Origin of the sequence: Streptomyces sp. NPDC006798 (assembly GCF_040635975.1) — a bacterium.
Classification (GTDB): Bacteria; Actinomycetota; Actinomycetes; order Streptomycetales; family Streptomycetaceae; genus Streptomyces.
Genome location: NZ_JBEYIS010000036.1, coordinates 41,996 through 64,746 on the forward strand (window position 1 = coordinate 41,996; position 22,751 = coordinate 64,746).

Annotated in this window: 21 protein-coding genes; 8 read left to right on the forward strand and 13 right to left on the reverse strand. The window is 73.6% G+C overall.

Annotated elements, in window-relative coordinates:
- Positions 1-254 precede the first annotated feature (254 nt).
- The 9 genes from ABZ714_RS23345 to ABZ714_RS23385 form a co-directional block, all read right to left on the reverse strand.
- Positions 255-992: an FMN reductase gene (locus ABZ714_RS23345; protein WP_358827240.1), complete on the reverse strand. Its 738-nt coding sequence runs from the start codon at positions 990-992 to the stop codon at positions 255-257.
- Between the two features lie 139 nt (positions 993-1,131).
- Positions 1,132-2,208, reverse strand: a complete 1,077-nt coding sequence (locus tag ABZ714_RS23350; RefSeq protein WP_358827241.1) for an LLM class flavin-dependent oxidoreductase — start codon at positions 2,206-2,208, stop codon at positions 1,132-1,134.
- A 231-nt stretch (positions 2,209-2,439) separates the two neighbouring features.
- A complete protein-coding gene (locus tag ABZ714_RS23355; protein ID WP_358827242.1) occupies positions 2,440-3,717 on the reverse strand; it encodes a hypothetical protein in 1,278 nt (425 codons plus the stop codon).
- Positions 3,714-6,611, reverse strand: a complete 2,898-nt coding sequence (locus ABZ714_RS23360) for an SAV_2336 N-terminal domain-related protein (RefSeq protein ID WP_358827243.1) — start codon at positions 6,609-6,611, stop codon at positions 3,714-3,716. Before ABZ714_RS23360 ends, ABZ714_RS23355 begins: the two co-directional genes overlap by 4 nt.
- 20 nt (positions 6,612-6,631) lie before the next feature.
- Complete coding sequence (locus tag ABZ714_RS23365) at positions 6,632-7,750, reverse strand: MoxR family ATPase (protein WP_358827244.1); 1,119 nt, start codon at positions 7,748-7,750, stop codon at positions 6,632-6,634.
- The gene (locus ABZ714_RS23370; RefSeq protein WP_358827245.1) at positions 7,747-10,128 is read right to left on the reverse strand and encodes a trypsin-like peptidase domain-containing protein; all 2,382 of its coding nucleotides are present in this window, start codon (positions 10,126-10,128) and stop codon (positions 7,747-7,749) included. Before ABZ714_RS23370 ends, ABZ714_RS23365 begins: the two co-directional genes overlap by 4 nt.
- A gap of 60 nt (positions 10,129-10,188) precedes the next feature.
- Entirely contained in the window at positions 10,189-10,776 is a 588-nt protein-coding gene (locus ABZ714_RS23375; protein ID WP_358827246.1) for a CU044_2847 family protein, read from the reverse strand.
- A gap of 77 nt (positions 10,777-10,853) precedes the next feature.
- Positions 10,854-11,651 carry a hypothetical protein gene (locus ABZ714_RS23380; RefSeq protein ID WP_358827247.1) on the reverse strand — a complete coding sequence of 266 codons (798 nt, stop codon included), beginning with the start codon at positions 11,649-11,651 and terminating at the stop codon, positions 10,854-10,856.
- Between the two features lie 133 nt (positions 11,652-11,784).
- Positions 11,785-12,714: a hypothetical protein gene (locus tag ABZ714_RS23385; RefSeq protein ID WP_358827248.1), complete on the reverse strand. Its 930-nt coding sequence runs from the start codon at positions 12,712-12,714 to the stop codon at positions 11,785-11,787.
- Positions 12,715-12,907: 193 nt separating this feature from the next.
- Between ABZ714_RS23385 and ABZ714_RS23390 the strand changes: the two genes are divergently transcribed.
- Positions 12,908-13,123, forward strand: a complete 216-nt coding sequence (locus tag ABZ714_RS23390; RefSeq protein ID WP_358827249.1) for a hypothetical protein — start codon at positions 12,908-12,910, stop codon at positions 13,121-13,123.
- A gap of 69 nt (positions 13,124-13,192) precedes the next feature.
- On the opposite strand, the gene ABZ714_RS23395 is transcribed toward ABZ714_RS23390, so the two are convergent.
- From ABZ714_RS23395 to ABZ714_RS23405, 3 genes are all read right to left on the reverse strand, one after another.
- Complete coding sequence (locus ABZ714_RS23395) at positions 13,193-14,281, reverse strand: magnesium and cobalt transport protein CorA (protein WP_358827250.1); 1,089 nt, start codon at positions 14,279-14,281, stop codon at positions 13,193-13,195.
- 252 nt (positions 14,282-14,533) lie between these two features.
- Entirely contained in the window at positions 14,534-14,827 is a 294-nt protein-coding gene (locus ABZ714_RS23400; RefSeq protein WP_358827251.1) for a hypothetical protein, read from the reverse strand.
- 158 nt (positions 14,828-14,985) lie between these two features.
- Positions 14,986-15,615 carry a hypothetical protein gene (locus ABZ714_RS23405; RefSeq protein WP_358827252.1) on the reverse strand — a complete coding sequence of 210 codons (630 nt, stop codon included), beginning with the start codon at positions 15,613-15,615 and terminating at the stop codon, positions 14,986-14,988.
- A 193-nt stretch (positions 15,616-15,808) separates the two neighbouring features.
- Here ABZ714_RS23405 and ABZ714_RS23410 point away from each other — a divergent pair, with 193 nt between their 5' ends.
- The 6 genes from ABZ714_RS23410 to ABZ714_RS23435 all read left to right on the forward strand — a co-directional run bounded on the left by ABZ714_RS23410 (position 15,809) and on the right by ABZ714_RS23435 (position 21,169).
- Positions 15,809-16,408 (forward strand): hypothetical protein, encoded by a 600-nt coding sequence (locus ABZ714_RS23410; protein WP_358827253.1) that lies wholly within the window; start codon positions 15,809-15,811, stop codon positions 16,406-16,408.
- 6 nt (positions 16,409-16,414) lie between these two features.
- Positions 16,415-17,980 carry a peptidoglycan-binding domain-containing protein gene (locus ABZ714_RS23415; protein WP_358827254.1) on the forward strand — a complete coding sequence of 522 codons (1,566 nt, stop codon included), beginning with the start codon at positions 16,415-16,417 and terminating at the stop codon, positions 17,978-17,980.
- Complete coding sequence (locus tag ABZ714_RS23420; protein WP_358827255.1) at positions 17,977-18,717, forward strand: ABC transporter ATP-binding protein; 741 nt, start codon at positions 17,977-17,979, stop codon at positions 18,715-18,717. The genes ABZ714_RS23415 and ABZ714_RS23420 overlap by 4 nt, the downstream gene beginning before the upstream one ends.
- An 80-nt stretch (positions 18,718-18,797) precedes the next feature.
- Positions 18,798-19,982 (forward strand): ABC transporter permease, encoded by a 1,185-nt coding sequence (locus ABZ714_RS23425; RefSeq protein ID WP_358827274.1) that lies wholly within the window; start codon positions 18,798-18,800, stop codon positions 19,980-19,982.
- 412 nt (positions 19,983-20,394) lie between these two features.
- Entirely contained in the window at positions 20,395-20,673 is a 279-nt protein-coding gene (locus ABZ714_RS23430; RefSeq protein ID WP_358827256.1) for a hypothetical protein, read from the forward strand.
- A 301-nt stretch (positions 20,674-20,974) separates the two neighbouring features.
- On the forward strand, positions 20,975-21,169 hold the full coding sequence (locus ABZ714_RS23435) for a DUF5708 family protein (protein ID WP_358827257.1): 195 nt from the start codon (positions 20,975-20,977) through the stop codon (positions 21,167-21,169).
- A gap of 59 nt (positions 21,170-21,228) precedes the next feature.
- Here the strand turns inward: ABZ714_RS23435 and ABZ714_RS23440 are convergent, their stop codons facing one another.
- Complete coding sequence (locus tag ABZ714_RS23440) at positions 21,229-22,014, reverse strand: SDR family NAD(P)-dependent oxidoreductase (RefSeq protein ID WP_358827258.1); 786 nt, start codon at positions 22,012-22,014, stop codon at positions 21,229-21,231.
- A 136-nt stretch (positions 22,015-22,150) separates the two neighbouring features.
- On the opposite strand from ABZ714_RS23440, the gene ABZ714_RS23445 reads away from it, so the two are divergent.
- Positions 22,151-22,750: a helix-turn-helix domain-containing protein gene (locus ABZ714_RS23445; RefSeq protein ID WP_358827259.1), complete on the forward strand. Its 600-nt coding sequence runs from the start codon at positions 22,151-22,153 to the stop codon at positions 22,748-22,750.
- The last annotated feature ends 1 nt before the right edge of the window (position 22,751 follow it).

Here is a 22,751-nt window from a genome sequence, read left to right on the forward strand (position 1 = left end):
CCCTCGGGAAGAGACCGGCCCCTCTCACCGAGGGCGGGACCCTCTTCCAGGCCGAGGCCGGGGAGAGCTTTGAGGGGCGGGGAACTGCGCGACAAGCCACGGACGGCGCGCGGGCCGCCGGCCACATCAAGTCGCCGGGCGCGACCCGGGTAGTGGGCGACGCCCCGAAGAGCCAAGGCGCTGGGGTCCCCCAGCGCCGAAGGCATAGGTGGCGGAACTGCGCGAGCAACCCCGGGCGGGACCGGCTACGGCCGTCAGGAGCGCGGCAGCGTCGCCGGGGCGGGCGGCTCCGACGGCGCGACGGGCGGGGACGGCGGCTCCGGGGCGGGCGGCTCCGACGGCGCGGCGGCCGGGGGCGGCGGCTCCGGGGTGCGGGGCGCGCCCAGGGTCGTCGTGATGTCGAAGCCGCCGAGGCCCGTGTCGTCGGCCGACGACCGCGCCGGGTGGAAGGACATCGCCCGGGCGAGCTGGCCGCCCGCGCGGTCGATCCGCTCCGGCAGGGTGTCGGTCAGCGGGTCGCCGCTGCCGCCCCAGTCCTCGGACGCCGCGTAGACGCCCGTCGGCACCGTCTCGGCCCGGAGGTAGGCGAACAGCGGGCGCATCGCGTGCTCCAGGACCAGGGAGTGCCGGGCGGTTCCGCCGGTCGCGCCGATCAGGACCGGCTTGCCGGTGAGCGCGCCGGGCTCGATCAGGTCGAAGAACGACTTGAACAGTCCGCTGTACGACGCCGAGAAGACCGGGGTCACCACGATCAGCCCGTCCGCCGATGCGACCGCCTCGGCCGCCTCCTCAAGAGGCGCCGGGGGGAAGCCGGTGACCAGGTTGTTCGCGATCGGTACCGCGAGTTCGCGGAGTTCGACGACCTCGACGTCGACGGTCCGTCCGGCCTCGGCCAGGGACCGGCGGGCCGATTCCGTCAGCCGGTCCGCGAGCAGTCGGGTCGACGACGGCACGCTCAGCCCGGCCGAGACGACCACCAGCCTCATGGTCATGATCTTTCCTCCTTGGTCGAACTTCGTCGAACTTCGTCGAACTTCTTCTTCGGGCTCGGTCGAAGGCTTCCGGTCGAAGCCTTCGGTGTCCCGGGTACGGGGCGGGGCCACATGGCCCCCGCCCCGTACCCCTTCCGCGTCAGTCCCGGGTCGCCGCGACCGCCGGGTGCAGCGGCGCGGCCTCGGGTACGCCCTCCGGCCGCAGCCGGGCGAACTCCTCGCGGAGCACCGGGACGACCTCCTCGCCGAGGATGTCGAGCTGCTCCAGCACGGTCTTCAGAGGCAGTCCGGCGTGGTCCATCAGGAACAACTGCCGCTGGTAGTCCCCGACGCCCTCCCGGAAGGAGAGGGTCCGCTCGATCACCTGCTGGGGCGATCCCACGGTCAGCGGCGTCTGCTCGCTGAAGTCCTCCAGCGAAGGTCCGTGGCCGTACACCGGCGCGTTGTCGAAGTACGGGCGGAACTCCCGGACCGCGTCCTGCGAGTTCTTCCGCATGAAGACATGGCCGCCGAGGCCGACGATGGCCTGCTCGGGGGTGCCGTGCCCGTAGTGCGCGTACCGCTTCCGGTACAGCTCGACCATCTTCTTGGTGTGGGACATGGGCCAGAAGATGTTGTTGTGGAAGAAGCCGTCACCGTAGTACGCGGCCTGTTCCGCGATCTCCGGGGAGCGGATGGAGCCGTGCCAGACGAACGGCGGTACGCCGTCGAGCGGGCGCGGGGTCGAGGTGAACGACTGGAGCGGGGTACGGAACTTGCCCTCCCAGTCGACCACGTCCTCCCTCCACAGCCTGTGGAGAAGCGCGTAGTTCTCGATCGCGAGCGGGATGCCCTGCCGGATGTCCTGCCCGAACCAGGGATAGACCGGTCCGGTGTTGCCCCGGCCCATCATCAGGTCGACCCGGCCGTCTGCCAGGTGCTGGAGATAGGCGTAGTCCTCGGCGATCTTCACCGGGTCGTTGGTGGTGATCAGGGTCGTCGAGGTGGACAGGATCAGCTTCTCGGTCCGCGCCGCGACATAGCCGAGCAGGGTCGTCGGCGACGACGGCACGAACGGCGGGTTGTGGTGCTCGCCGGTGGCGAAGACGTCCAGTCCGACCTCTTCGGCCTTCCGCGCGATGGCGACGGTCGCCTTGATCCGCTCGTGCTCGGTCGGCGTGCTGCCGTTGGTGGGGTCGGTCGTGACATCACCGACGGTGAAGATGCCGAACTGCATGTCGCTCGCCTCCCGGCTCGCTCTCCGGGCCGTGGGCCCGGGCCGGGTCGTGGACCCGGTTGGTTGAATGTTGAACTAACCGTACCAACGGGTACCTCCCTCGGTCTATTCCAGCCTGGACCCGACGGCGCCCCGCGCGCCCGCCCACCACGGGATAAGGGGCCGCCGCCGACGCCGCCGACCGGCCGCAAGCCCCGCCACCGACTCTCCCAGAAGCCGCTCGCAGCCCGCTCAGAAGTCGCTGACCAGCGCCTTCGCCACCGCCAGCAGTCCGCGTACGGTCGGCGTCGGCAGCTTCGCCAGATCCCAGAAGCGGTACGGAGCCTGCGGCTCGTACGGCACCGCCACCACCTGTTCCGGCGATATCCGGGCCGACTCGGCGGCCGACGCCCGGTCCGTCGCGCCCACTCCCCCGCCCATCGGCTCCATCACCACCAGCAGCGCCCGCTCCGCCAGCGCCTCCCGGCCGGTCCGGCGCAGCCAGGTCAGGGTGTTCTGGGCGTCCGCCCGGGCGCCGAGATGGCAGAAGACCAGCAGCCGGTCCGTGTGGTTCAGCACCACCACGGAGCTTTTGTCCAGCTCACCGGTCCAGTCGGTGAGGACGAAGGAGTAGTGGGGCGCGGTCAGGGCCAGTACCCGCATGTACTCCTGGGCGTGGCTGGGATTCACCCGGAAGGTCCGCGCGTGGTGGTGCGCCACCATGTCGAGACCGGACGGCAGGGTCGTCGTACGGCCTCTGACCTCGCGGTACGACGCCCCGTCCGGCAGCCCGGCGAACTCCTTCCAGGACGCCGGATTCCGCCCCTCCACCAGGCACTGCTCCAGTACGCCGCCCTCCGGCGACCCGTCCAGCGCCAGTACCGGCTCCCCGCGCACCACCGCCAGCAGCGACCCGAGGGCGGCGGTGAACGCGGCCCGGCCGTCGTAGAGCCGCCCGCCCGTCAGCGTCAGCCGCACACTGTGCGGAACCGGCGCGCGGAGCGACTCCAGCAGCTCCCGGTCCTCCGCCCGGCGCGGCCCGCCGCGGCCCTGGAACCGGCCCAGCCGGATCAGCTCGTGCCGGGGCCTGGCCTCGGGCAGGACCAGCCGGGGCCGTTCCTCGTCCCCGCCCTCCTCGGCGGCCGGGCGGGTGGGGCCGGTGCCGCCGACGTCCCGTACCTGGTGCATGGCGAGATAGCGGGAGAGCAGATCGGCCAGCTCACCGGCGGTCGGCCGCTGCTCGGCGACCGGGCTGAGACAGCGCAGTACGGAGGAGCGGAGCAGGTCCCAGGTGCCGCCCTGCCATTTGTGCATCCCCTCGGGCAGCTCGGGGACGCCCGCGCCCACCCGGGTACTGATGGTCTGGAGGAGTTCGCCGAGGGCGGGCATGGTGTCGGCGGGCGTCGGCACCGGGCCCGTACCCGCGTACTCGCCGTCGATCGCGCAGTCCGACAGATCGCCCAGCACGATCGAGCGGCGCAGGACGAAGACGCTGTCGGCCGTCAGTACCGCCGGGACCAGGCCGTTCACATGGCAGACGTCGACGGCGCTGGCGAGCTGCCAGGCCGCGAAGAGACCGGGCAGCGTGTCGAAGGGCGCCTGGCCGTCGTAGGCCGCCGCGTCGACCAGATCGCTGATCCGGGGCGGCTGCGCGGGCCCGGCGGCGGTGTCGTCGTCGTCCTCCGCGTCGGGGTCATCGCCAGCCAGGGCGTACTGTCCTCGGTTCCCCGGTCCAGCAGTACGGGGGCGTACCGCCCGTCGAGCCGGGTCAGGGCCTCCGCCTCGGCGTCGATCAGCCGGGCGGTGGCGGCGGGCAGATCGGGGCGGGGCACCCGCAGGACCGCCTTGCGGCCGGTCCTGGTCTCGCCCCGGTAGACGACGGTCCGCCGGCCGCGGCGCCGGCCCGACAGCCGGTACGGGCCGAGCCGCTCGGGGTCGTCGGGGCGCAGGGGGCGCCAGCCGCCGCCCGCGTTCGGGCCCTCGGTGCCGGTACCGTCCCCGGGCCGGGACGACGGGGGCGCGAGGCGCCGCGCCGACGGGTCGAGCGGCACCCCGAACCGGCTCAGCAGCCGCCGTTCGACATGGGTGAACGGGCGGCGGCCCGCGGGCAGGTCCGCGATCCCCGACGGATGGGCCAGCCAGGCGGGGAAATCCGGGGAGCGGCCCGCGAGCCGTTCCAGCTGGTGGCCGATCCGGCGGCCCGTGAGCAGGAGTTCGGCCTGCGGGACGGCGTCCAGCAGAGCCGTCTTGGACTCCTCCGTGAAGTCGAAGATCCGGTGTTTGGCGGGGAGCGGTTCACCGGCCGGGACGGGCGCCGGGTGCGGCCGGATCAGCCCGCCGAGGAAGACCTCCGCCAGATGCGCGGTCTCCGCCCGCCACGGCACCGCCTCCTGCACCAGCCGCATCACCGGTACCGACAGCGGGGCGACGGCGGCCAGATGCGCGGCCAGCCGGTACGCCTCCGGGGTCGCCGCGTCCCGGAAGTGCTGGGCGCTGCCGAGGGAGACGGCGGAGGCGACCGGGGCACGGCGGCTGGGCCGGGCGAGCAGCGACAGATCGACCGTGGTGCCGGGGGAGACCAGCAGCCGGGACCACTGGGCGAGCGACTGCGGGGTGGATTCCAGGACCGGTACGGGTACGCCGTCGAAGTCGGCGAGGTCGCGGGGGAGGATCGGGTCGGCGATCTCCCACGAGGTGTTGGCGCCGCCGGTGGCCCGGGTCGTCACCCGCCAGCGGTCGGCGTGGATCCCGGAGGCATCCCACATCTCCGTCGGCAGGGTGTGGACGACGGCGACCGGGCCCCGGGTCGCCCAGGAACGCAGCAGCCGGTGCATGTCGCCGGTCCGCCAGGCGGGGCCCATACCGTCGCTGACGACCAGGACCAGGGTCCGGCCCGACGGGTCGTTGACGCCGGTCAGCGGCAGTTCCGTGCTGTCCTCGCGGAACGGGCGGGCGCGCAGCCGGGGGCCGCCGCGGGCCCGGGTGTCGAGGCCGTGGACCCGGAGCGACGCGAAGGCGCCGAGCCGGACCAGCAGGCCGCGCAGTTCGGCGCCGAGCCGGTGCCAGAGCAGCATCGACAGACCGTCGTCGACGAGCAGCGCCAGCCGTAGCCAGCGCTCCCGGACCGGGCGCTGGACGACATCGGGCACCCGGGTCTCCGCCAGCATCGAGACCGTACGTTCGACATCGATCTCCAACCGGTCCCGGCTGGCCCGGCGGCGGCGCAGGGGGCGGAGCGCGCGGCCGAGTTCGAGCTGGTCGGTGAGGGCCTTGCTCTCGGGGACGAGTACCGGCAGGGCAGGCCGGGGCCGGGGCTCGGCCGGGCGCGGCTCCGGTTCGGCCGGGGCGCGCGGCACGGGCCGCTGCCGGGCCGAGGCGTAGAGCGCGGGCGGCGTGAACCCGGGCGGCAGCCGGTCCTCGGGGGTCGCGGCCGGGTCCTTGACGTCCCCGAGTCCGGGCCGTTCCGGGACGGCGGGCGCGCTCGGCGACGGCTCGGCCCGGACGGCCATCGGGGCGCCGTCGCCACCGGCGGGCAGCAGCCGGGCCAGCCACAGCACGTCGAGCGCCTGCTCGGCGTCGAGCTTCCGCCCGGCGCCGCGCAGCACGGCCAGCAACTCCCCGATCCGGGCGCCGGGTTCCGGGGGCGGGGAGGGGGACGGCGAAGGGGACGGGGGCGGGGGCGCGGCCCCGGGAAGGGGCGCCGGGGGCGGTACGGCACCGGGCTCGGGGTCCCGATCCGTACGCGGCGGCTCCGAGGCGGCCGACAGAGCGGCCGGGCCGGGCGGGGGCCGCGACGACCCGAAGTCCGGAGGCGGCGCGACCAGTGGCGCGGCAAGGTAGGGGAGTTCCGGTACGGGCGGCGGCTCGGGAACCTCCGAAGCTTCCGGAACCTGCGGCGGCTCGGGAACCTCCGAAGCTTCCGGAACCTGCGGCGGCTCGGGAACCTCCGAAGGCTCCGGAACCTGCGGCGGCTCGGGAACCTCGTGCGGACCGTGCGCGTCTGTGGCCGCCAGGAGACCGGCCCAGTCGTCGTCGGTGAAAGTGGCGAAGCCGGGGACTCGGTCGTCGGGCGCCGTCAGCCCGTCCCACCCAGGGCCCTCGTCCGCCTCCCCGGTGTCGTACGGCAGGACGGCACCGGCACTGCGGCCGTAGGCGCTGTGATACAACTCGCCGCCGATCTCGAACGGGCCGTCGTCCGCTTCCTCCGCCGCCCGGTCCCGGTCCCCGTCCTCATTGGCTTCGTTCACCCCGGACGGATGCGGGCCGACGGGAGTCCAGGCGACACCGGTATTGCCCACCCCGCCGTGCCAACGGACACCGTCCGTCCCCGGCCCGCCGCCCTGGGCCTCGTCCCGCTCGTCCCGCTCGCGCGGCTCCCGGGGGTCCTCGTCCCTCCCGTCCCCCGGGCCGTCCGACCTCGTCATCGCCGACTCCGCCCCGCCGCCTACATCGATCCGGTCAACTGGTGGAGCACCGCGTCCAACAGACCGTCCGCATCGAGGTCTACCCCGCCGATCCGGAGGAATACCGCGTTCAGCAGTTGATCCGTGGCCAGCTCCCCCGGCGCGCGACGGCGCAGGAACGTCTCGATCAGGTCGTCGGCCTCCCGGAGCGCCGACCGGCCGAGGTGGGCGGCGACGATCGCCCGCAGCCGCTCCTCACTCGGTACGGGGAGGTTCAGCCGGACGCAGCGGCGCAGGAACGCGGGCGGGAAGTCCCGTTCGCCGTTGCTGGTGATGACGACGACCGGGAACTCGTGGCACTGGACGACACCCCGGCGCACCCGGACCGGTTCGCCCCGGTCGGCGGTCTCCACGTCGATCTCCGCGAACTCTTCCGGGAGCCGGGTCAGCTCCGGGATGTCGAAGACGCCTTCCTCGAAGACGGTCAGCAGATCGTTGGGAAGATCGACATCCCCTTTGTCCATCTCGTCGACGAGCAGGGCGCGCGGTCTCTCCGCCGGGACCAGGGCCGTACCGAGCGGGCCGAGCCGGATGAACGTACCGATGGACGGCTCCTCCTCACCCCGGTCCCGGTGCAGGGTCGTCTCCCGCAGCCGTCCGATGGCGTCGTACTGGTAGAGAGCGTCCCGGACCGTGGAGCGGCTGTTGACCGGCCAGCGCAGCAGCTCGCCGAGTTGGAGTTCGTACGCGATCGCCCGCGCCAGGGACGACTTGCCGGTCCCGGCCGGTCCGGTGACCAGCAGCGGGCGGCGCAGATGGAGCGCCGCGTTCACCACGTCCGCGTGCCGCGGTTCGATCAGATACGGCAGGGCCGACCGGGACCGGGGACCGGCGCCCGCCTCGGCCGATGAGTCCTGGCCGCCGCCCGCGTCGGCCTCCTCGGGGGGAGTGAAACGGCGCCAGGGCGGGGCGGTCGGGAAGTCCACGGGACGCGAGCCGCCGTCGCCCCGGAACAGCCGCCAGTCCGGTGCCCCGCCGTCGGGGGCCGGTTCGGCGTGGGCGGGTTCACCAGGAGGCCGTTCGCCGGAACCCGGTTGCGGCTCCGGTTGCGGCTCCGGCTGCGGCTGCGGCTCCGGTACTTCCGAAGGTCGTGTGCTCATGCGCTCTCCACGGGTTCGGACAGATGAAGTCGCGGTACGGTCCGGTCCGCGTCGGCCCAGGCCAGCACCGGCCGCCCCGGGTACTCCCGGGGCTTGCGCACGGTCTTGGCCCGGTAGGACCGGACGACGTCGGGCAGTTCGCGGGTGGCGGCCTCGGCCATCTGGCCCACCGCGTGGGAGGCGTCGCCGCGTTCCCGGTCCCAGACCACCACCGGGACGCCGACGGCGAGACACACCTGCACGATCTTGTCCCGCAGTTCGGCGGGGACGTCCACCGAGACCCGTACCGCGTCGAGCTGGTCCATCAGCGTGCCGTAGATCTCCCGGGCGTCGAGGCCGGGGTTGGAGAAGACGACCGTCGTGCCGGAGTCGAGCTGCTGCCACCGGCGGCGCCAGTCGGGCAGGAACCGCTCGTGCCGGCGGAGCAGTTCGGGGCAGTGCACGACCAGCGGGAACTCCGCGCCGAGCACACCCGGCACGATCTCCCCCGGGCTCATGCCCTCCCATTCGTCGATCGGCAGATTCAGCCCCGACGGATCCACCAGCACCTCCACCAGCGGGCGCTGTTCGGCGACGGCGGCGGGGGCGAGGGATTCGAGTACCCGCAGCAGCTCGCGGGCCGCCTCGGGCGCGGTGTACAGCGGCGTGGACGCGGTCGACACCTGGCGCGGCCCGCCGCCCTCGTCGCACCAGATCCGCAGCCGGTGCAGATCACGGCCCTCAATGTCCCGGCCCTGCGGGGTGACCTGGACCAGGACCCGGACCCGGCCGGTCCTGGTCCCCAGCACCCGCTTCCACTCGTTGGCGTCCGCGCGCCGCTCCACCAGGGCCGAACGGGGAATGCCGAGCCGGGCCGCGACACTGTCCGACCAGATCCGGAACTGGGCGCACTGGTACGGCGAGCACAGCGTCGCGAAGTACTCGACGACCCGCAGCAGCGCCGGGACCCGGGGGCCGTCCGCCTCGGTCCGGCTGTCGCCGTGCAGGGTCTCCAGATGGTCGATCAGTTCGTCGAGCGTCGGCGTCCAGCCCGTCGCGCCGTCCGACCGGCCGTCGGACCAGCCGTCCGCCGGGTCACCGCCCGCAGGTCCGTCCGCCGGTCCGTCGACCGATCCGTCGGCCGTACGGGCCTCCGGGGCCGTACCGCCGCCGCATCCGTTACTGTCGGTGCCGTTCACCGGGCCGGCGGCGGCCCCCGCGCCGCCGCCGGCCCGGTCCGGACCGGAACCGTCGCCGTAAGCATCCGCCCCCGGCCGCCGGGTCGCCCTCAGCGGCGCCGCCATCGGCAGCGCGGCCCGGACCGCCTCGCCGAAGCGGGCCCGTACGACCCGGTCGGTCTCGTGCAGATACCGGTAGAGCCTGCGGTGTTCCGCCGCCGACAGCAGCTTCGGCACCGGGGAGAGCGCCCCCGCCGCCAGGATCCGGTCCGTCTCCTCGGGGTTCCGGCGCCGGGTCGACTCGGTGAACGCGGCCAGCGACCGGGGCTCCTGGAGCAGCAGCCGGGCGAACTCCTCCGCCGTCGGCGCCGCGATCTCACTCGCCCCGCGCATCCCCAGATCGCGCGCCAGCCGGTGGCCGTGCTCGGACCGGCTGCTGGACGACGGCATCAGATCTTCGAGCGCCTGGGTGAGCAGCAGTTGCGCCGGGTCGTCCTTCTCCACCTGCGGCGGCCTGGCCGGGGGCAGCGCGCCCACGGCCCGCAGCTCGGTCTCGATCCGCTGCCAGGGCACCGCCCAGCTGCGCCGGATCAGCTGCTGCGGGTTCGCGGGCAGCGGATGTCCTTCGGCGTCCGTCGGGGGCATGAAGTGGGCGACGACGATCCCGACGAAGGCCAGGTCGTCCAGGGACCACATCGGGCCGCCGCTGTAGCCGCTGTCGACGGCCATGCCGGTGGACTTGCCGTCGACATAGCCGATGTACGGGCCGACGTCGCCGACGGTCGCGTCGGCGAAGGTGCTCGCCTTGACGCTGCCGTGCCAGAGCCGGACCTGCTGTCCTGCCTCCATGTCCGTACGGTCCGCGAGCCGTCGTCCGGCCGTCGGACCGCCCGCGTCCACGGTCGGCGGGGTGAACCGCAGTACGGCGAGGTCGCCGTGCCACTCCCGGGCCCCGGAACGGACCGGCCCCTCGCCCATGACGGGTCGGGGCGGGATCCAGTGCGCGACCCGGGCGGGGTACTCGGCCCGGTCGCCTTCCCCGCCGCCTCCACCGCCTCCACCGAGGACTACGGGAACCTCGTACGCCCCCGGCACCCGGGGGTCGAGCATGGTCCGGCCCAGAGCGTCATTGACCACATGGGCGCAGGTGAGAACCGTGTCGGGGGCGAGGAGCAGCCCGGCGCCGGACGCTTTGCCGTCGACCGTGCTCCGTACGCTCACGACACCTGCGAGCGGCTCCTTCGTCGATTTCGACGCCCCCGGGAGGAACCAGCCCATGTGTCACTCCGGTCCGCGGCCGGCGCCGTTCGCCGCCAGACCGGGCGGAGCGGGTGGCCCGGGGGGAGCGGGCGGTCCGGCCTGGGCGGGCCGGGTGGCCTGGGCGCCGGTCAGGCCGCCAGGGCCGTCGCCGGTCCCGGGCGGCTGCCAGTTGGCGGTGACGGTGATATGCGCCAGAGCGTTGCCGCCGACGATGCCCAGCTTCAGATCCTCGCCGATCTGGACACCGAAGCTGACGCTGATGTCCGACGGCGGCACCGGCGCGGCGGAGACCGCGTGGTGGACCTCTTCCAGCAGGGCGCCCAGCGGACGGAGCGCGCCGCGCAGGGCGCCCGCGGTGAAGGAGGCGACCGTGGGGCGGGAGCCGGGGCGCCGGTCGCCCCGGGCCACGGGTACGGCCGGGCCCATGCCCGCCGGGAGATCGTCGTCGTCGGAGTCCCCGTAGATTCCGGCGGGATCGGCGGCGGACCCGTCGCCCGGTGTCCCGTACCCCGGCCGGGGGCCCGGCGGTTCGGCGGCCGCCGGACCGGATGCGAGCAGAAATCGGACGGGCGTACCGTCCTCGAATGTCAACTCCGCGGATTCAGCCACGTACACATTGTGCCGATCGGTACGGCTCCGTACCAACGCAATGGCCCAACTCGCGCCCCGTGGAACGGAGATGAACGTCACCCTCCGGATCCGGCCGCCTTGGGGAAGAGGGACCGGAAGACCTCCGCCGACTCGGTGCCGGAGCGGCCGAAGGGCGCGTCGAAGTCCCAGACCAGGAACAACAGGAAGGCGATCAGCGCGCTGAAGAAGCCCGCGAGCAGCAACTCCTGGTAACTGCGGCCGATGTTCATGGTGAAAATCAGTCCGACGGTCACCAGGGCGCCGACGATCAACCCGAACCACACCACTCCCGGCAGGGTCGCCCCGGCGCTCTGGACCCGGGAGTTACGGGCCTCGTCGGCGATCGCGATCCGGTCGAGCATCGGCTGGTAGGCATGGGACTGCAACTCGCCCTCGGGGGCGTGCGGGGCGACGTCCGAGCGGATCTCGGCGAGGAGTTCGTCGCCCCGGCCGTCGACCTCGCCGCCGTCGACCATCCGGGGCCACTCGCGGTGGACGACATGGGAGACGTAGGCGTCCACGTCGTTGGCGAGCCGGGCCCGGTAGTCGGCCGGGAAGACCTCGGCGCGCTGGACGAGTTCGTAGAGGGACTGCGCCTCGCGGCGGGCGTCGTCCTGGGCGGCGCTCCGGGCCTCCCAGACGCCCGCGATGGCGAGGCCGAGGACGATGGCGTAGACGACGCCGACCATCATGGTCATGTATTCGAGGACGTCGGGCGTCTCGACGCCCGCGTCGTCCAGCGCCTCGCCCCGCGCCAGCTTCAGATTGCGTCTGCGCTGGTTGAGCAGGGTGACGGCGACGACGACCGCGATGGCCGAAGCCATCGCGATTCCGAGGACCAGCCATTCGGACATGGGGCTCTGTCTCCAGTTCAAAAGGTGCGGGAACGGCCGGGATGGAGAGGTGCCGGGGGTCGTACGCGATGTACGTGTGCCGTACGGGACGTACACGGCGCGTACGGGGCGTACGGCCCCGCCACCTCGGGGGTCAGCGGCCCCGGCGCGGCTTGAGCAGCGCGGCGGCGAGCACCGCCGGGGTGGTGGTGACCAGGACGAGAGCGACGATGGACATGCCCTCGTGCCGCTGGGCGGCCGTGGGCGGCCGGTAGGCGGGGACCTCCTGCGCGGCCGGGACCGGCCGGACGGGCGGCCTGGTCGGGCCGGGCGCCGGGGCGGGCCGGGGCGCGGGGGTACGCCGGGCGGCGGGCGGTACGGGCGGGGCCGCGACGATCCGCTCCGGCGCCGGGGGTACCGGGGCGGGTGGCACGGGAGTCGGGGGCGGGGGCGGAGTCGGGGTCGGGGTCGGGGTCGGGGTGGGTACGGGGGTGGGACTCGGCGTCGGAGTCGGCGTGGGGGTAGGCGTGGGACTGGGGGTCGGCGTGGGACTGGGTGTGGGGGTCGGCGTCGGCGTCGGCGTGGGAGTCGGCGTCGGGGTGGGTGTGGGCGTGGGGGTCGGCTTGGGGCACTCGGTGAGTACGTCGATCCGGATCCGTACGGAGACCCGGACCGGGAACGGCCCCGACGCGGCGGCCCGTGCGCAGACACAGACGACGCCCGGAACATCGATCCGTACTTTCGCCCCGGCGGAGAACGAGGGCCGCGCGCCGGGTGCCGCCTTGTGGAGGGCCTTGTCGTGGGCCTTGCCGATGACCTCCGCGGGGGCTCTGCGGCTCCGTTCGCCCGCCGCGCGGAGCACGTCCCCGGCCGCCGGGCTCGCCGACGGCCGGGGGACGGCCGCGTACCCGGGCCGGTCGGCGAGGGTCCGGGACACGGGCTCGGTGGCGGGTGCGGTCACGGGCCGGGCCGGTATCGCCGTCTCCCCCGCGTCCCCGGCCGCGGCGAAGGCCGTACCGCCCGCCGCCGTGCCGAGAAGAACCGCCGCGATCGCCACTGCGCTCCACTGCTCCGAACGGGCCACAACAGCACGCTATGGGCGTAGTACGGACACAGGTAGCACTATCACTTCGACTGATGAATCAGACATTTGTCGGATCGGTCACCCACACACGTAACACCGCTGGTGGGGCGGTGGCTCCGAGGCCGTCGGCGTCCCCGTGCCGGACGGAGCACTCCGGGATGCGGTGACCGGTGGTGCGTGAGACCTTCGCCGGGTGAGGGAATCACTGATCGACGCGGTACGGTCCGGCGCCGGGTTCACGGTCGCCGGACTCACCTTCGTCGCACTGCTGCTGATGGCCGTCTCCGCGCTCCGCCTCTCCAGCGCCGGCCGCACGGAACCGTCCGACGAGGCGGGGTCCCTGCGGCTCGCGCTCTACGGGGCGGTGCTGGCGGTGCTCTCGCTCGGCCTCTTCGTCACGGTCATATAGCGCCTCGGCGCTCCGGGGCGCTGCCCCGAACAAACCGGGCCGCGCCCGGTCTTCGAGGAAGTGGGGCCGTCAGAGCCAGCCGTTGCGGCGGAAGCTGCGGTGGAGCACCACACAGACCGTCGCCATCAGGCCGATGACCAGCGGATAGCCGTACCGCCACTTCAGCTCCGGCATGTGCTCGAAGTTCATCCCGTACACCCCGCACACCATCGTCGGCACGGCGATGATCGCGGCCCAGGCGGTGATCTTGCGCATATCGGCGTTCTGGACGACCGTCACCTGGGCGAGATGCGCCTGGAGTATCGAGTCCAGCAGGCTGTCGTATCCGGCGATCTGCTCGTTGAGCCGGGTCAGATGGTCCACCACGTCCCGGAAGTACGGCTGGATCTCCGGGCCGACCGGCGGCTCCGGTCTGGTCGCGAGGCCGAGCATCGGCCGTTCCAGCGGCCCGGCCGCGCGGCGCAGTTCGAGGAGTTCGCGTTTGAGCTGGTAGATCCGGCCGGAGTCGCCCCGCTGCGCCCGTTCGCTGAAGACGACGTTCTCCACGTCGTCCACATCGTCCCGAACCGCGTCGGCGACCGCGAGATAGTCGTCGACGACCTGGTCGGCGATGGCGTGCAGGACGGCCGCCGGGCCCTTGGCGAGTTGCTCCGGCGCGGCTTCCAGCGATTCCCGCAGCGGGCCGAGCGATCCGTGTCGCCCGTGCCGGACGGTGATCACGAAGTCGGGTCCGGTGAAGACCATCAGTTCGCCGGTGTCGACGATCTCGCTGGTCGGCGTGAGTTCGTCGTGGGGGACGTAGACACAGGTCTTGAGGGCCGTGAAGAGGGTGTCCCCGTACCGCTCGACCTTGGGCCGCTGGTGGGCCTGGACGGCGTCCTCGACGGCGAGCGGGTGGAGGCCGAACACCTCGGCGTAGCGGGCGAACTCCACCTCGGTGGGCTCGTGGAGGCCGATCCAGACGAAGCCCCGGCCGCGTTTGCGCACCCGGCGCAGGGCGTCGGCCGCGGTGCCGTCGCAGGGCTGCCGCCGCCCGTTCTCGTAGACGACGCAGTTGACGACCGTACTGCCGAGCGGGGAGCGCCGCGGATGGGAGAGGTCGACCTTTCGGCGCACGGCACGGCGTACGACACGGCGCAGTCGGCGGATGACGGGCACTGCGGGCTCCTTCGGACCGGTACGGAACCGGCGGGGACGGGACAGTGGGGCGGCGGGCTGAAGTAGGGGCGAGCGTACGGACCCGGCCCGGGCGGGGACAGGGCCGAACGAGAACCAGGGCCGAACGAGGAACCGGGCGGGGGCGGTGACGACCGGAGCGGCGCGGCCCCGGAGGCACGAGCACCGTTCTCCTGAAACGGGTGTCGCCGGAGCGATCCCGGGAGCAGGAGGTGACCTGAGCCGGGCCCCGCGTCAGCGGTCGTTGAGCATCAGCGGTTCCGAGACCGCCGTGCCCCCGGCCGCGTACTCCACCTCGTAGTGCACCCGGGTCGCCGACGACGACAGATACGGCTTGGCGATCCGCACCCCGAAGGCACCGCCGACCCACGGTCCCCGGATCCGGACCGGCTCCCGGTGGAGCGTGCCGAAGGCCGCCCAGTGGACCGTGACCACATCATTGGCCGCCATCCCCGGATACGGGGCGATCGACACCGTCAGCCGGAATATCTCCTCGTCGTCGTAGAAACCGTCCGGTGCCTCGGGCACGGACGGCGGCGGGAGCCGTGAGCCCCCCGCCCGGTCCGGTTCTGCCTCATCTTCGGAGTCGTCGGTCACGAGGAGAACTTGCCCCCGGGCCCACCCCCGAATCCCCCGTGGCGACCACCCGCCACTCCCCCACCGTACGGCCCGGCCCGCGCCCGGCCTCAGGACGGCAGCGGGCTCTCCGGTACCCATTCCAGCGGCCCGTCGTCCGCCTTCGGATGCCCGGCGGGGAACTTCCGGCACGGCGTCTCCAGATCGATCTGGACCGTACGCCGCGAAGCCACCCACTGGAGGGTGAGCGTGTAGCCGGTGTCCGACCGCTCGTACCGTCCGCCCGCGCCGCCCCGGCCGTTCACCTCGTCGTCGTAGCGGAAGGTGTTCTTCCAGCCGTGGCCGCCGAGCCGTTCCCCGGCCCGGTCGATCGCCGTCCGCGCGGTCCGCCCGTCGAAGCCGTCGACCTCCCACACATGCCGCACCCCGACCGCCGTCCGGTCGATCCGCTCCGTGGCGATCATCGCGCGGGCCCGGCAGCTCGTGGCGCGCAGACTGTTGAAGACCGGCTTGCGGTCCGCCGCGGCGCCCAGGGCCGTATGGATCCGCCGGGACTCGTCCCGTACCCGCTCGGCGACCGTGTCCGGGTCGGCGACCGGGTAGGGCTTCCCCCGCCACAGATGGTCGCCCGGCGGCCCGGTGATCGCATAGACCACCGCCGCGCCCAGCAGGGTGAGGGCGGCGAAACAGGAGAGCACCAGGAACCGGAGGTGACGGCGGCGCTCGGGGCCGGTACGCATGGCCCGACGATACGGGCGGCCCGGCGCGGCGCGCCTGAGTAGTGGTACTCAGCCCTCGACCGCCGCCCGTTCCCGATCCCCGGCGCCCGGGCCCGCGACAACCCAACGGTTCTTGACGGCAACTTCATCGGTCCTTCAAAGGTCCCGGCCTACCGTCCTGGCGTCCCGAGAAACCTGCCGAGGAGTGGTCTTGATGAACGGACGTCGTCGTGGTCGGAGCGCGGCACGGACGGCGGCCGGCGCCGCCGCTTTGGCGCTGTCGGTCCTGCTGACGGGCTGCGGCGGGGGCGGAGACGAGCCGGAGATCGAAGTCGCCTCCGTGGACGGGCAGAAGGCCTCCGCCAACGAGAAGAAGAAGGCCGACTCCGAGCTGTCGGTCTACCTCGACGGGAAACGGAAGCACGTCGCTTGTATGCGGCAGAACGGCGTCGAGGTCTCCGACCCGGATGCCATGGGGCGGGTGAAGTACGACATGGGCGCCTCCAACAAGGAGCTGAAGAGCGACCCGAAGTTCCTGAGGGCGAACGAGAAGTGCGCCGGCCTCCTGACGGTCGTCCCCGACTCCGTCGAGCGGGAGATGAACCCCGAGCCGACGCGGAAGGAGATCGAGGACAAGAAGAAGTACGCCACCTGTATGCAGGAGAACGGCGCCCCCGACTTCCCCGACGCCCGGGACGACGGCCATTACGAGGACGTCCCGTGGGATGCGTCGACCGCCGGTGCCCGGCGCGCGAGCCGGAAGTGCGGGCCCGTCCTCGGCCCGGTGCCCGAGAACGTCACGCCGAAGGGCTGATCGGCGGTGTCGGCGTACGAGAAGGCGTACGGAGAACCTGAGACGGCGGAGAGGCGGGCCGGGGCCGGTCCCGAGGTCCTGGTACGGGAGGAGTCGGCGGAACCCGCCCCACTGGCAGAGGCGGCGGCCGACGGACGGCACCGGGCCGGTGGCGGCGGCGGACGGACCCGGGGCCGGGCCGCCCTGCTCACCGGGGCCGGTGTGGTCCTGGTCGGCGCGGTCAGTACGGTCGCCGCGCTCGGCCTCGGCGGCGGCGAGGGTGACGGCGGCGGATCCGGCGCGCCCGACCGGTCCGGGCGGACCGTCGCGGTCGCCCGGACGACCCTGGCCGAAAAGGCCGAACTGGACGGCCGCCTCGGATACGGCCCGGCGGTGCCGTTCGCGATCCGGGCACAGGGCACGGTGACCCGGCTGCCCGCCGAGGGCGCGGTACTGCGCCGGGGCGGCGAGGTCCTGCGGGTGGACGACCGGCCGGTGACGCTGCTGTACGGCGCCCTGCCCGTCTACCGCGAACTGGGCCTGCGCCCGGCCGGAGCGGGCGAACCGGCCGGCGGAGGGCGGATCGGTGGCGGAACGAGCAGCGGAGGAGGCACGGGTGACGGATCCGGGGTGGGGGCTACGGCCACCGGAGGTACGGTCAGCGGCGGCGGTACGGCGAAGGGCGCGGGCACATCAGGCGGCGCGGCCCCCGGAGCCGGGGGCGGAACCGGAAGCGGGGGCGGGGGCGGGCAGGCGGGCGGCCCCCAGGGACACCTCGAAGGACGCCCCGAAGGACGGGCGGCCGTACCGGGGTCGGCGCCCGGGCCCCGTACCCGTACCCCCGCGTCCGCGCCCCTGCGCGGCCAGGACGTCCAGCAGTTCGAACGGAACCTCAGCGCCCTCGGGTACGGCGGGTTCACCGTCGACGACACCTTCACCGAACGCACCGAGGCGGCCGTCGAACGCTGGCAGCAGGACATCGGAGTGCCGCGCACCGGCCGGATCGCCGTCGGGGACGTCGTCTACGCCCCCGGACCGGTCCGGATCTCCGGAGTCGGCACCCGGCCCGGCGCGCAGACCGGGGGCGAGCCGGCGACGTACACCAGCACCACCCGGATGGTCACCGTCGACGCGAAGGCGGCCGAGCTGACCTGGGCGGCGCGCGGCCGTGCGGTGAGCGTCGACCTCCCCGACGGCCGTACGGTCCCCGGCCGGGTCGCGAGCGTCGGCACATCGGCGACGGCGGCCCCGGCCGCCGGACCCGAGGGGGGCGGCGGTGACGGGCCGGGTGATCCGACGGTCTCCGTGACGGTCACCTTCGCCGACCCGGACGCCGTGGGCCGGATCGACAGCGGGCCCGTCACCGTCCGCTACACCTCACGCGAGCGCAAGGACGTCCTGGCCGTTCCGGTCGCGGCGCTGGTCGCCCTCGCCGAAGGCGGCCACGGACTGGAGCTGGCGGAGGGCGGCGGGGCCCCGGACGACGGCTCGGGCCGGTTCACCGCCGTCACCACCGGACTCTTCGCCGACGGCCGGGTCGAGGTCCGGGGCACGGGCGTACGCGAGGGCACGAAGGTGAGGATCCCCGAATGACGACGGCCCCGGCGCCGAGGCCCGCGCCCCTGCCCGCGCCCCTGGTCGAACTCCGCGATGTGTCGAAGACGTACCCGGGCCGGGTGACCGCCGTCGACGGCGTGAACCTCGCCGTCGGCTACGGCGAACTCGTCGCCGTCGTCGGCCGGTCCGGCTCCGGCAAGTCGACCCTGCTCCATCTGATGGGCACCCTCGACCGGCCGTCCGCCGGGCGGATCACCGTCGACGGCCACGACATGGCCCGCCTGTCGGACCGCGAACTCTCCGCCCTGCGCGCGCAGCGCGTCGGCTTCGTCTTCCAGCAGTTCCATCTCGCGGTCGGCGTCCCCGTACTCGACGCGGTCGCCGACGGCCTGCTCTACGCGGGCGTCCCCCGCCGGGAGCGCCGCCGCCGGGCCGCCTCGGCACTGGCCAGGGTCGGTCTCGACCACCGTACGAGCCATCTGCCGAACCAGCTCTCCGGCGGGGAGCGGCAACGGGTCGCGGTGGCCCGGGCGGTCGTCGGCGAACCGGCGCTCCTGCTCGCCGACGAACCCACCGGCAACCTCGACTCGGCGTCGGGCGCGGCGGTCCTCGGACTGCTCCGGGAACTGCGCGCCTCCGGTACGACGGTGGTCGTCATCACCCATGACCGCGAACTGGCGGCGCGGCTGGACCGCCGGGTGGAGATCCGCGACGGCCGGGTGGTCGGGGACACGAGCGGGGTGCTCCGGCCCCGGGCGGGGGTGATGTCGTGAACGGACGCGACGACGGCGGGTGGGAGCCGGGCGTACGGCCTCACGGGCGGCGCCCGGCGCCCCGCAGCGCCCGCCGGTCACTGCGCCCGGCCCGGCTCGGACTCGCCGACCTCGTCCGGCTCGGCGGCGCCGGCCTGCGGACCCGCCCCCTCCGGGTCTTCCTCTCCGCACTCGGCATCGCCATCGGCGTCGCCGCGATGACCGCCGTCGTCGGTATCTCCAGCTCCAGCCGGGCCGAGGTCGACCAACTCCTCGACGAGCTGGGCACCAACATGCTGAAGATCGCACCCGGCGAGACGGCGACGGGGCAGCAGGCGAAGCTCCCCCACGAGACGGTCCCCATGATCCGGCGGATCGGCCCGGTCCGGCAGGTGGCGTCGGTCGGCGCGGTGCGGGACGCGGCGGTCTACCGCAACGAGCACATCCCCGAAGGCCGTACCAACAGCGTCGGAGTGGCTGCCGCCGGCCCCGATCTGCTGCCGACGACCGGGGCGTCGATCCGGGTCGGCCGGTGGCTGGACACGGCGACGGAACGCTATCCGGCGGTCGTCCTGGGCGCGAAGGCGGCCCAGCGGCTCGACGCGTACACCCCCGGGACGCGGCTGCGGCTCGGCGGCGAGTGGTTCGCGCTCGTCGGAGTGCTGCACCCGGTACCGCTGGCGCCCGAACTGGACGAGACGGCGCTGGTGGGGTGGGACGCGGCGCGGACGTACCTCGGCTTCGACGGCCATCCGTCGACGGTCTACGTACGGGCCCGCGACGACCGGGTGAGAACGGTATGGAACGTCCTCCCGGCGACGGCGAACCCGCCGACCCCGGGCACGGTCCTCGTCTCCCGCCCCTCCGACGCGCTCGCCGCCCGGGAGGCGACGGAATCGGCCCTCACGGGACTGCTGCTCGGCCTCGGCGGGGTGGCGCTGCTCGTCGGCGGGGTCGGCGTCGGCAACACCATGGTCATCTCGGTCCTCGAACGCCGCCCGGAAATCGGCCTGCGCCGGGCGCTGGGCGCCACGAGCGGCCAGATCAGAGGCCAGTTCGTGGCCGAGTCACTGCTCCTCTCGGTCCTCGGCGGCCTCGGCGGCACACTCCTCGGCACCCTGATCACGGCGGGCTACGCCACGGCCCGGGGCTGGCCGACGGAAGTCCCGCCGTGGGCCTCGGCGGTCGGCATCGGCACAACCCTGGCGATCGGCGCGCTGGCGGGCCTCTACCCGGCGGTCCGCGCGGGCCGCCTCCCCCCGACCGAGGCCCTGACCACCTCCTGAACCCCCGGCGGCGCGGGCCCCCTTGCCCCGCCGCCGGGCCTTCTTCATCCGACAGCGCGAAGACGGGCACGACCGCGTGCACGGCGGCCGGTACCTCTCCATAGGGTCGGGGTGACGCCCCGTGCGGGGGTGCGGGACAAGGGGCTTCCTCCCCTTCGAGGAGTACCCGACCCCGAGTGTCCGAAGCCGCGTAAGCGGGCCCCGGTCCGGCCCCGGCGGGCCTGATAGCTCCCGGGTTCGGTGGCCCAGCGTCCCGGGCCCGGGAACGGGTCCCTGCTCCGTACAACCGTCCCCCGCGGCACGGAGCCGGGACCACCCGCCCCACAGAAATGCAAGACGCCCCGACCGACCGTATGCAGCGGTCACTCGGGGCTCAACCGACCAGCTTTCTCAAGGAGCTGGCCTGTGTCGTATGCGTGACCTTGTCCCCAGCCTCGTCACCGCCGTACGGGCTTTACTCAAGCCGTGCCGGAACCGACCCACCGTCATCGTGGTGGTCCGGCCCTGGACCAGCCCCACCCGGGCCGAAGCCCAGGTCATCCTCCTGGCCCGCGCCACCGCGACCACCACCGGAACCAACGCCCCGCCCGGCGCCCGACGGCTGATGATCGCCCGGAACGGGCGTCACTTCGAACGGCCCGTCGCCGTACGAGCCGCAAGGCCCGGGCCCGCCCGGACGTGGATCCCGTGACCCGCGACGGACTCCTCACCGAGCCGCCGCCCGAGCCCGACACCGCCCAATGCCTGCTCTGCCGGAGAACCCACCGCACCCGTCGAAGTCCACCCCGGGCGCGTCACCTGCCCCGACCACATCCTCGACGCCCTCACACCCCGAGGAACCCACCCCTGACACAGCGGCGACATCCATCGAACGATGCAGTGCGGAATCGTTCGGACGGGCGAAGACCCCTTGCCTCGGGCTTCCTACGCTGAAGTCATTCCTTTTGCCGTATCCGACCGCAGAGAAGTGCGCCGGGAAGAAGGGTTCAGCCATGAGGACAGCCAGGAAGAATCTCATCGAAGGATCCTCGACCGCCCTCGTCGGGCTCGCTCTCGTGCTGTTCGGCGACGGGGTCGGGATACCGGTCTTCACGCTCACCAAAGTCGGCGTCGTGATGCTGGCCGTCGGGGGTGTCATGGTGCTCGTCGGGCTCGTTCGGAGCAGTCGGGGATCCGCCCGCAGCTAACCGCTCGGTGCCCGCACTCGCCGTCGCGGCCTTGCCCCCTCCCCCGGCGGGCCCGGTCGCTACGCCGTCTTGACCCCTCCCCCGTCGATGCGATGGTCCGTGCCCGTCGTCGCCGCCGCGAGCGGGGAGGCGAGGTAGGTGATCAGGGTCGCCACTTCCACCGGGTCGATCAGGCGGTCGATCAGCATGCCCGTCGCGCCGGGGAGCGCCGACAGGAAGGCGTCCTGGGGGACGCCGGCCGCCGCCGCGAGTTCGGCGCCGTAGCCGGTGGGGCTCTCCCAGAGGGCCGTGCGGACCGCGCCCGGGGAGACCGTGTTGACCCGGACTCCCCGTCCGCCGACCTCTTCCGCGAGTGCCTTGCCGAAGGCGGTGAGCGCGGCCTTGGCCGTCGTATAGGCGATCGGGCCGCCGGAGGGGACGCGGGCGCCGACGGAGGAGACGTTGACGATCGCGCCGCGCGCGGACAGCAGGGCGGGCAGGGCCGCCCTGGTGACGCGGACCGAGGCGAAGAAGTTGAGGTCCACCAGCTCCGCCCACTGCTGGTCGGTCACGTCGAGAAAGCCGGCCGCGCCGCCGCCTCCGTCGCCGCCGCCGACGTTGTTGACCAGGATGTCGAGCCCGCCCAGCTCCGCGACCGCCTCGGCGACCAGGCGGTCGGCGGCGGCCGGGTCGGAGAGGTCGGCCGTGATCGGGACCGCGCCCGTCGCGGTCAGTTCGGGGCCGGGTGTACGGGCCGCCGCGACGACCCGGACGCCCTCCGCCGTCAGGGCGCGGACGGTGGCCAGTCCGATGCCCCGGCTGGCGCCCGTGACGAGCGCCGTCTTGCCGTTCAGTCGCAGATCCATGAGGTTCCCCCTCGCTCAAATGCATCTCTGATGACGCAATCAAGCTAGAACATGCATCATCGATGTTGCAAGTTATTGATGAGTTGCCGCACTGGCGTAACCTCGGATCGTCGTCCCCTCACCGGTAAGGACCCTCATGGCGCCGTCCACTCCCGCACAGGCCAAGCCGATGCGCGCCGACACCGAGCGGACCGTACGGACGATCCTGGAGGCCGCCGAGCGGGTGCTCTCCGCCGATCCGGCGGCCACGATGGAGCAGATCGCCGAGGCCGCCGGGGTCGCCAGGACCACCGTCCACCGCCGGTTCGCCTCCCGGGACGCGCTGATCGCGGCCCTCGCCGCCTGGGCCGCCGGGCGGCTCCGCGAGGCCGTCGAGGCGGCCCGCCCCGACACCACCCCGCCCGCCGTCGCCCTCTACCAGGTCACCGCCAACGTGCTGCGGGTGAAGCTCGGCTGGGGCTTCGGCATGGGCGCCCTGCCCACCGACGCGCCCGAGGTCGCCCGGGTGCACGCCGATGTACTGGCCGCCTGCGAGCGGCTCTTCGCCCGTGCCCGGGACGCCGGGCTGCTCCCGGCCGGCGCCGATCTCGACTGGGCCCGCCGGGTCTACTACGCCCTCCTCCACGAGGCCATCGCCGAGGGCCCGGAGGGCGATGCCGCCGTGGACGCCCTCGCCACCCGGGTCGTTGACACCCTGCTGCACGGCATCGGCACCGGCACCGGCACCGGCACCTGAG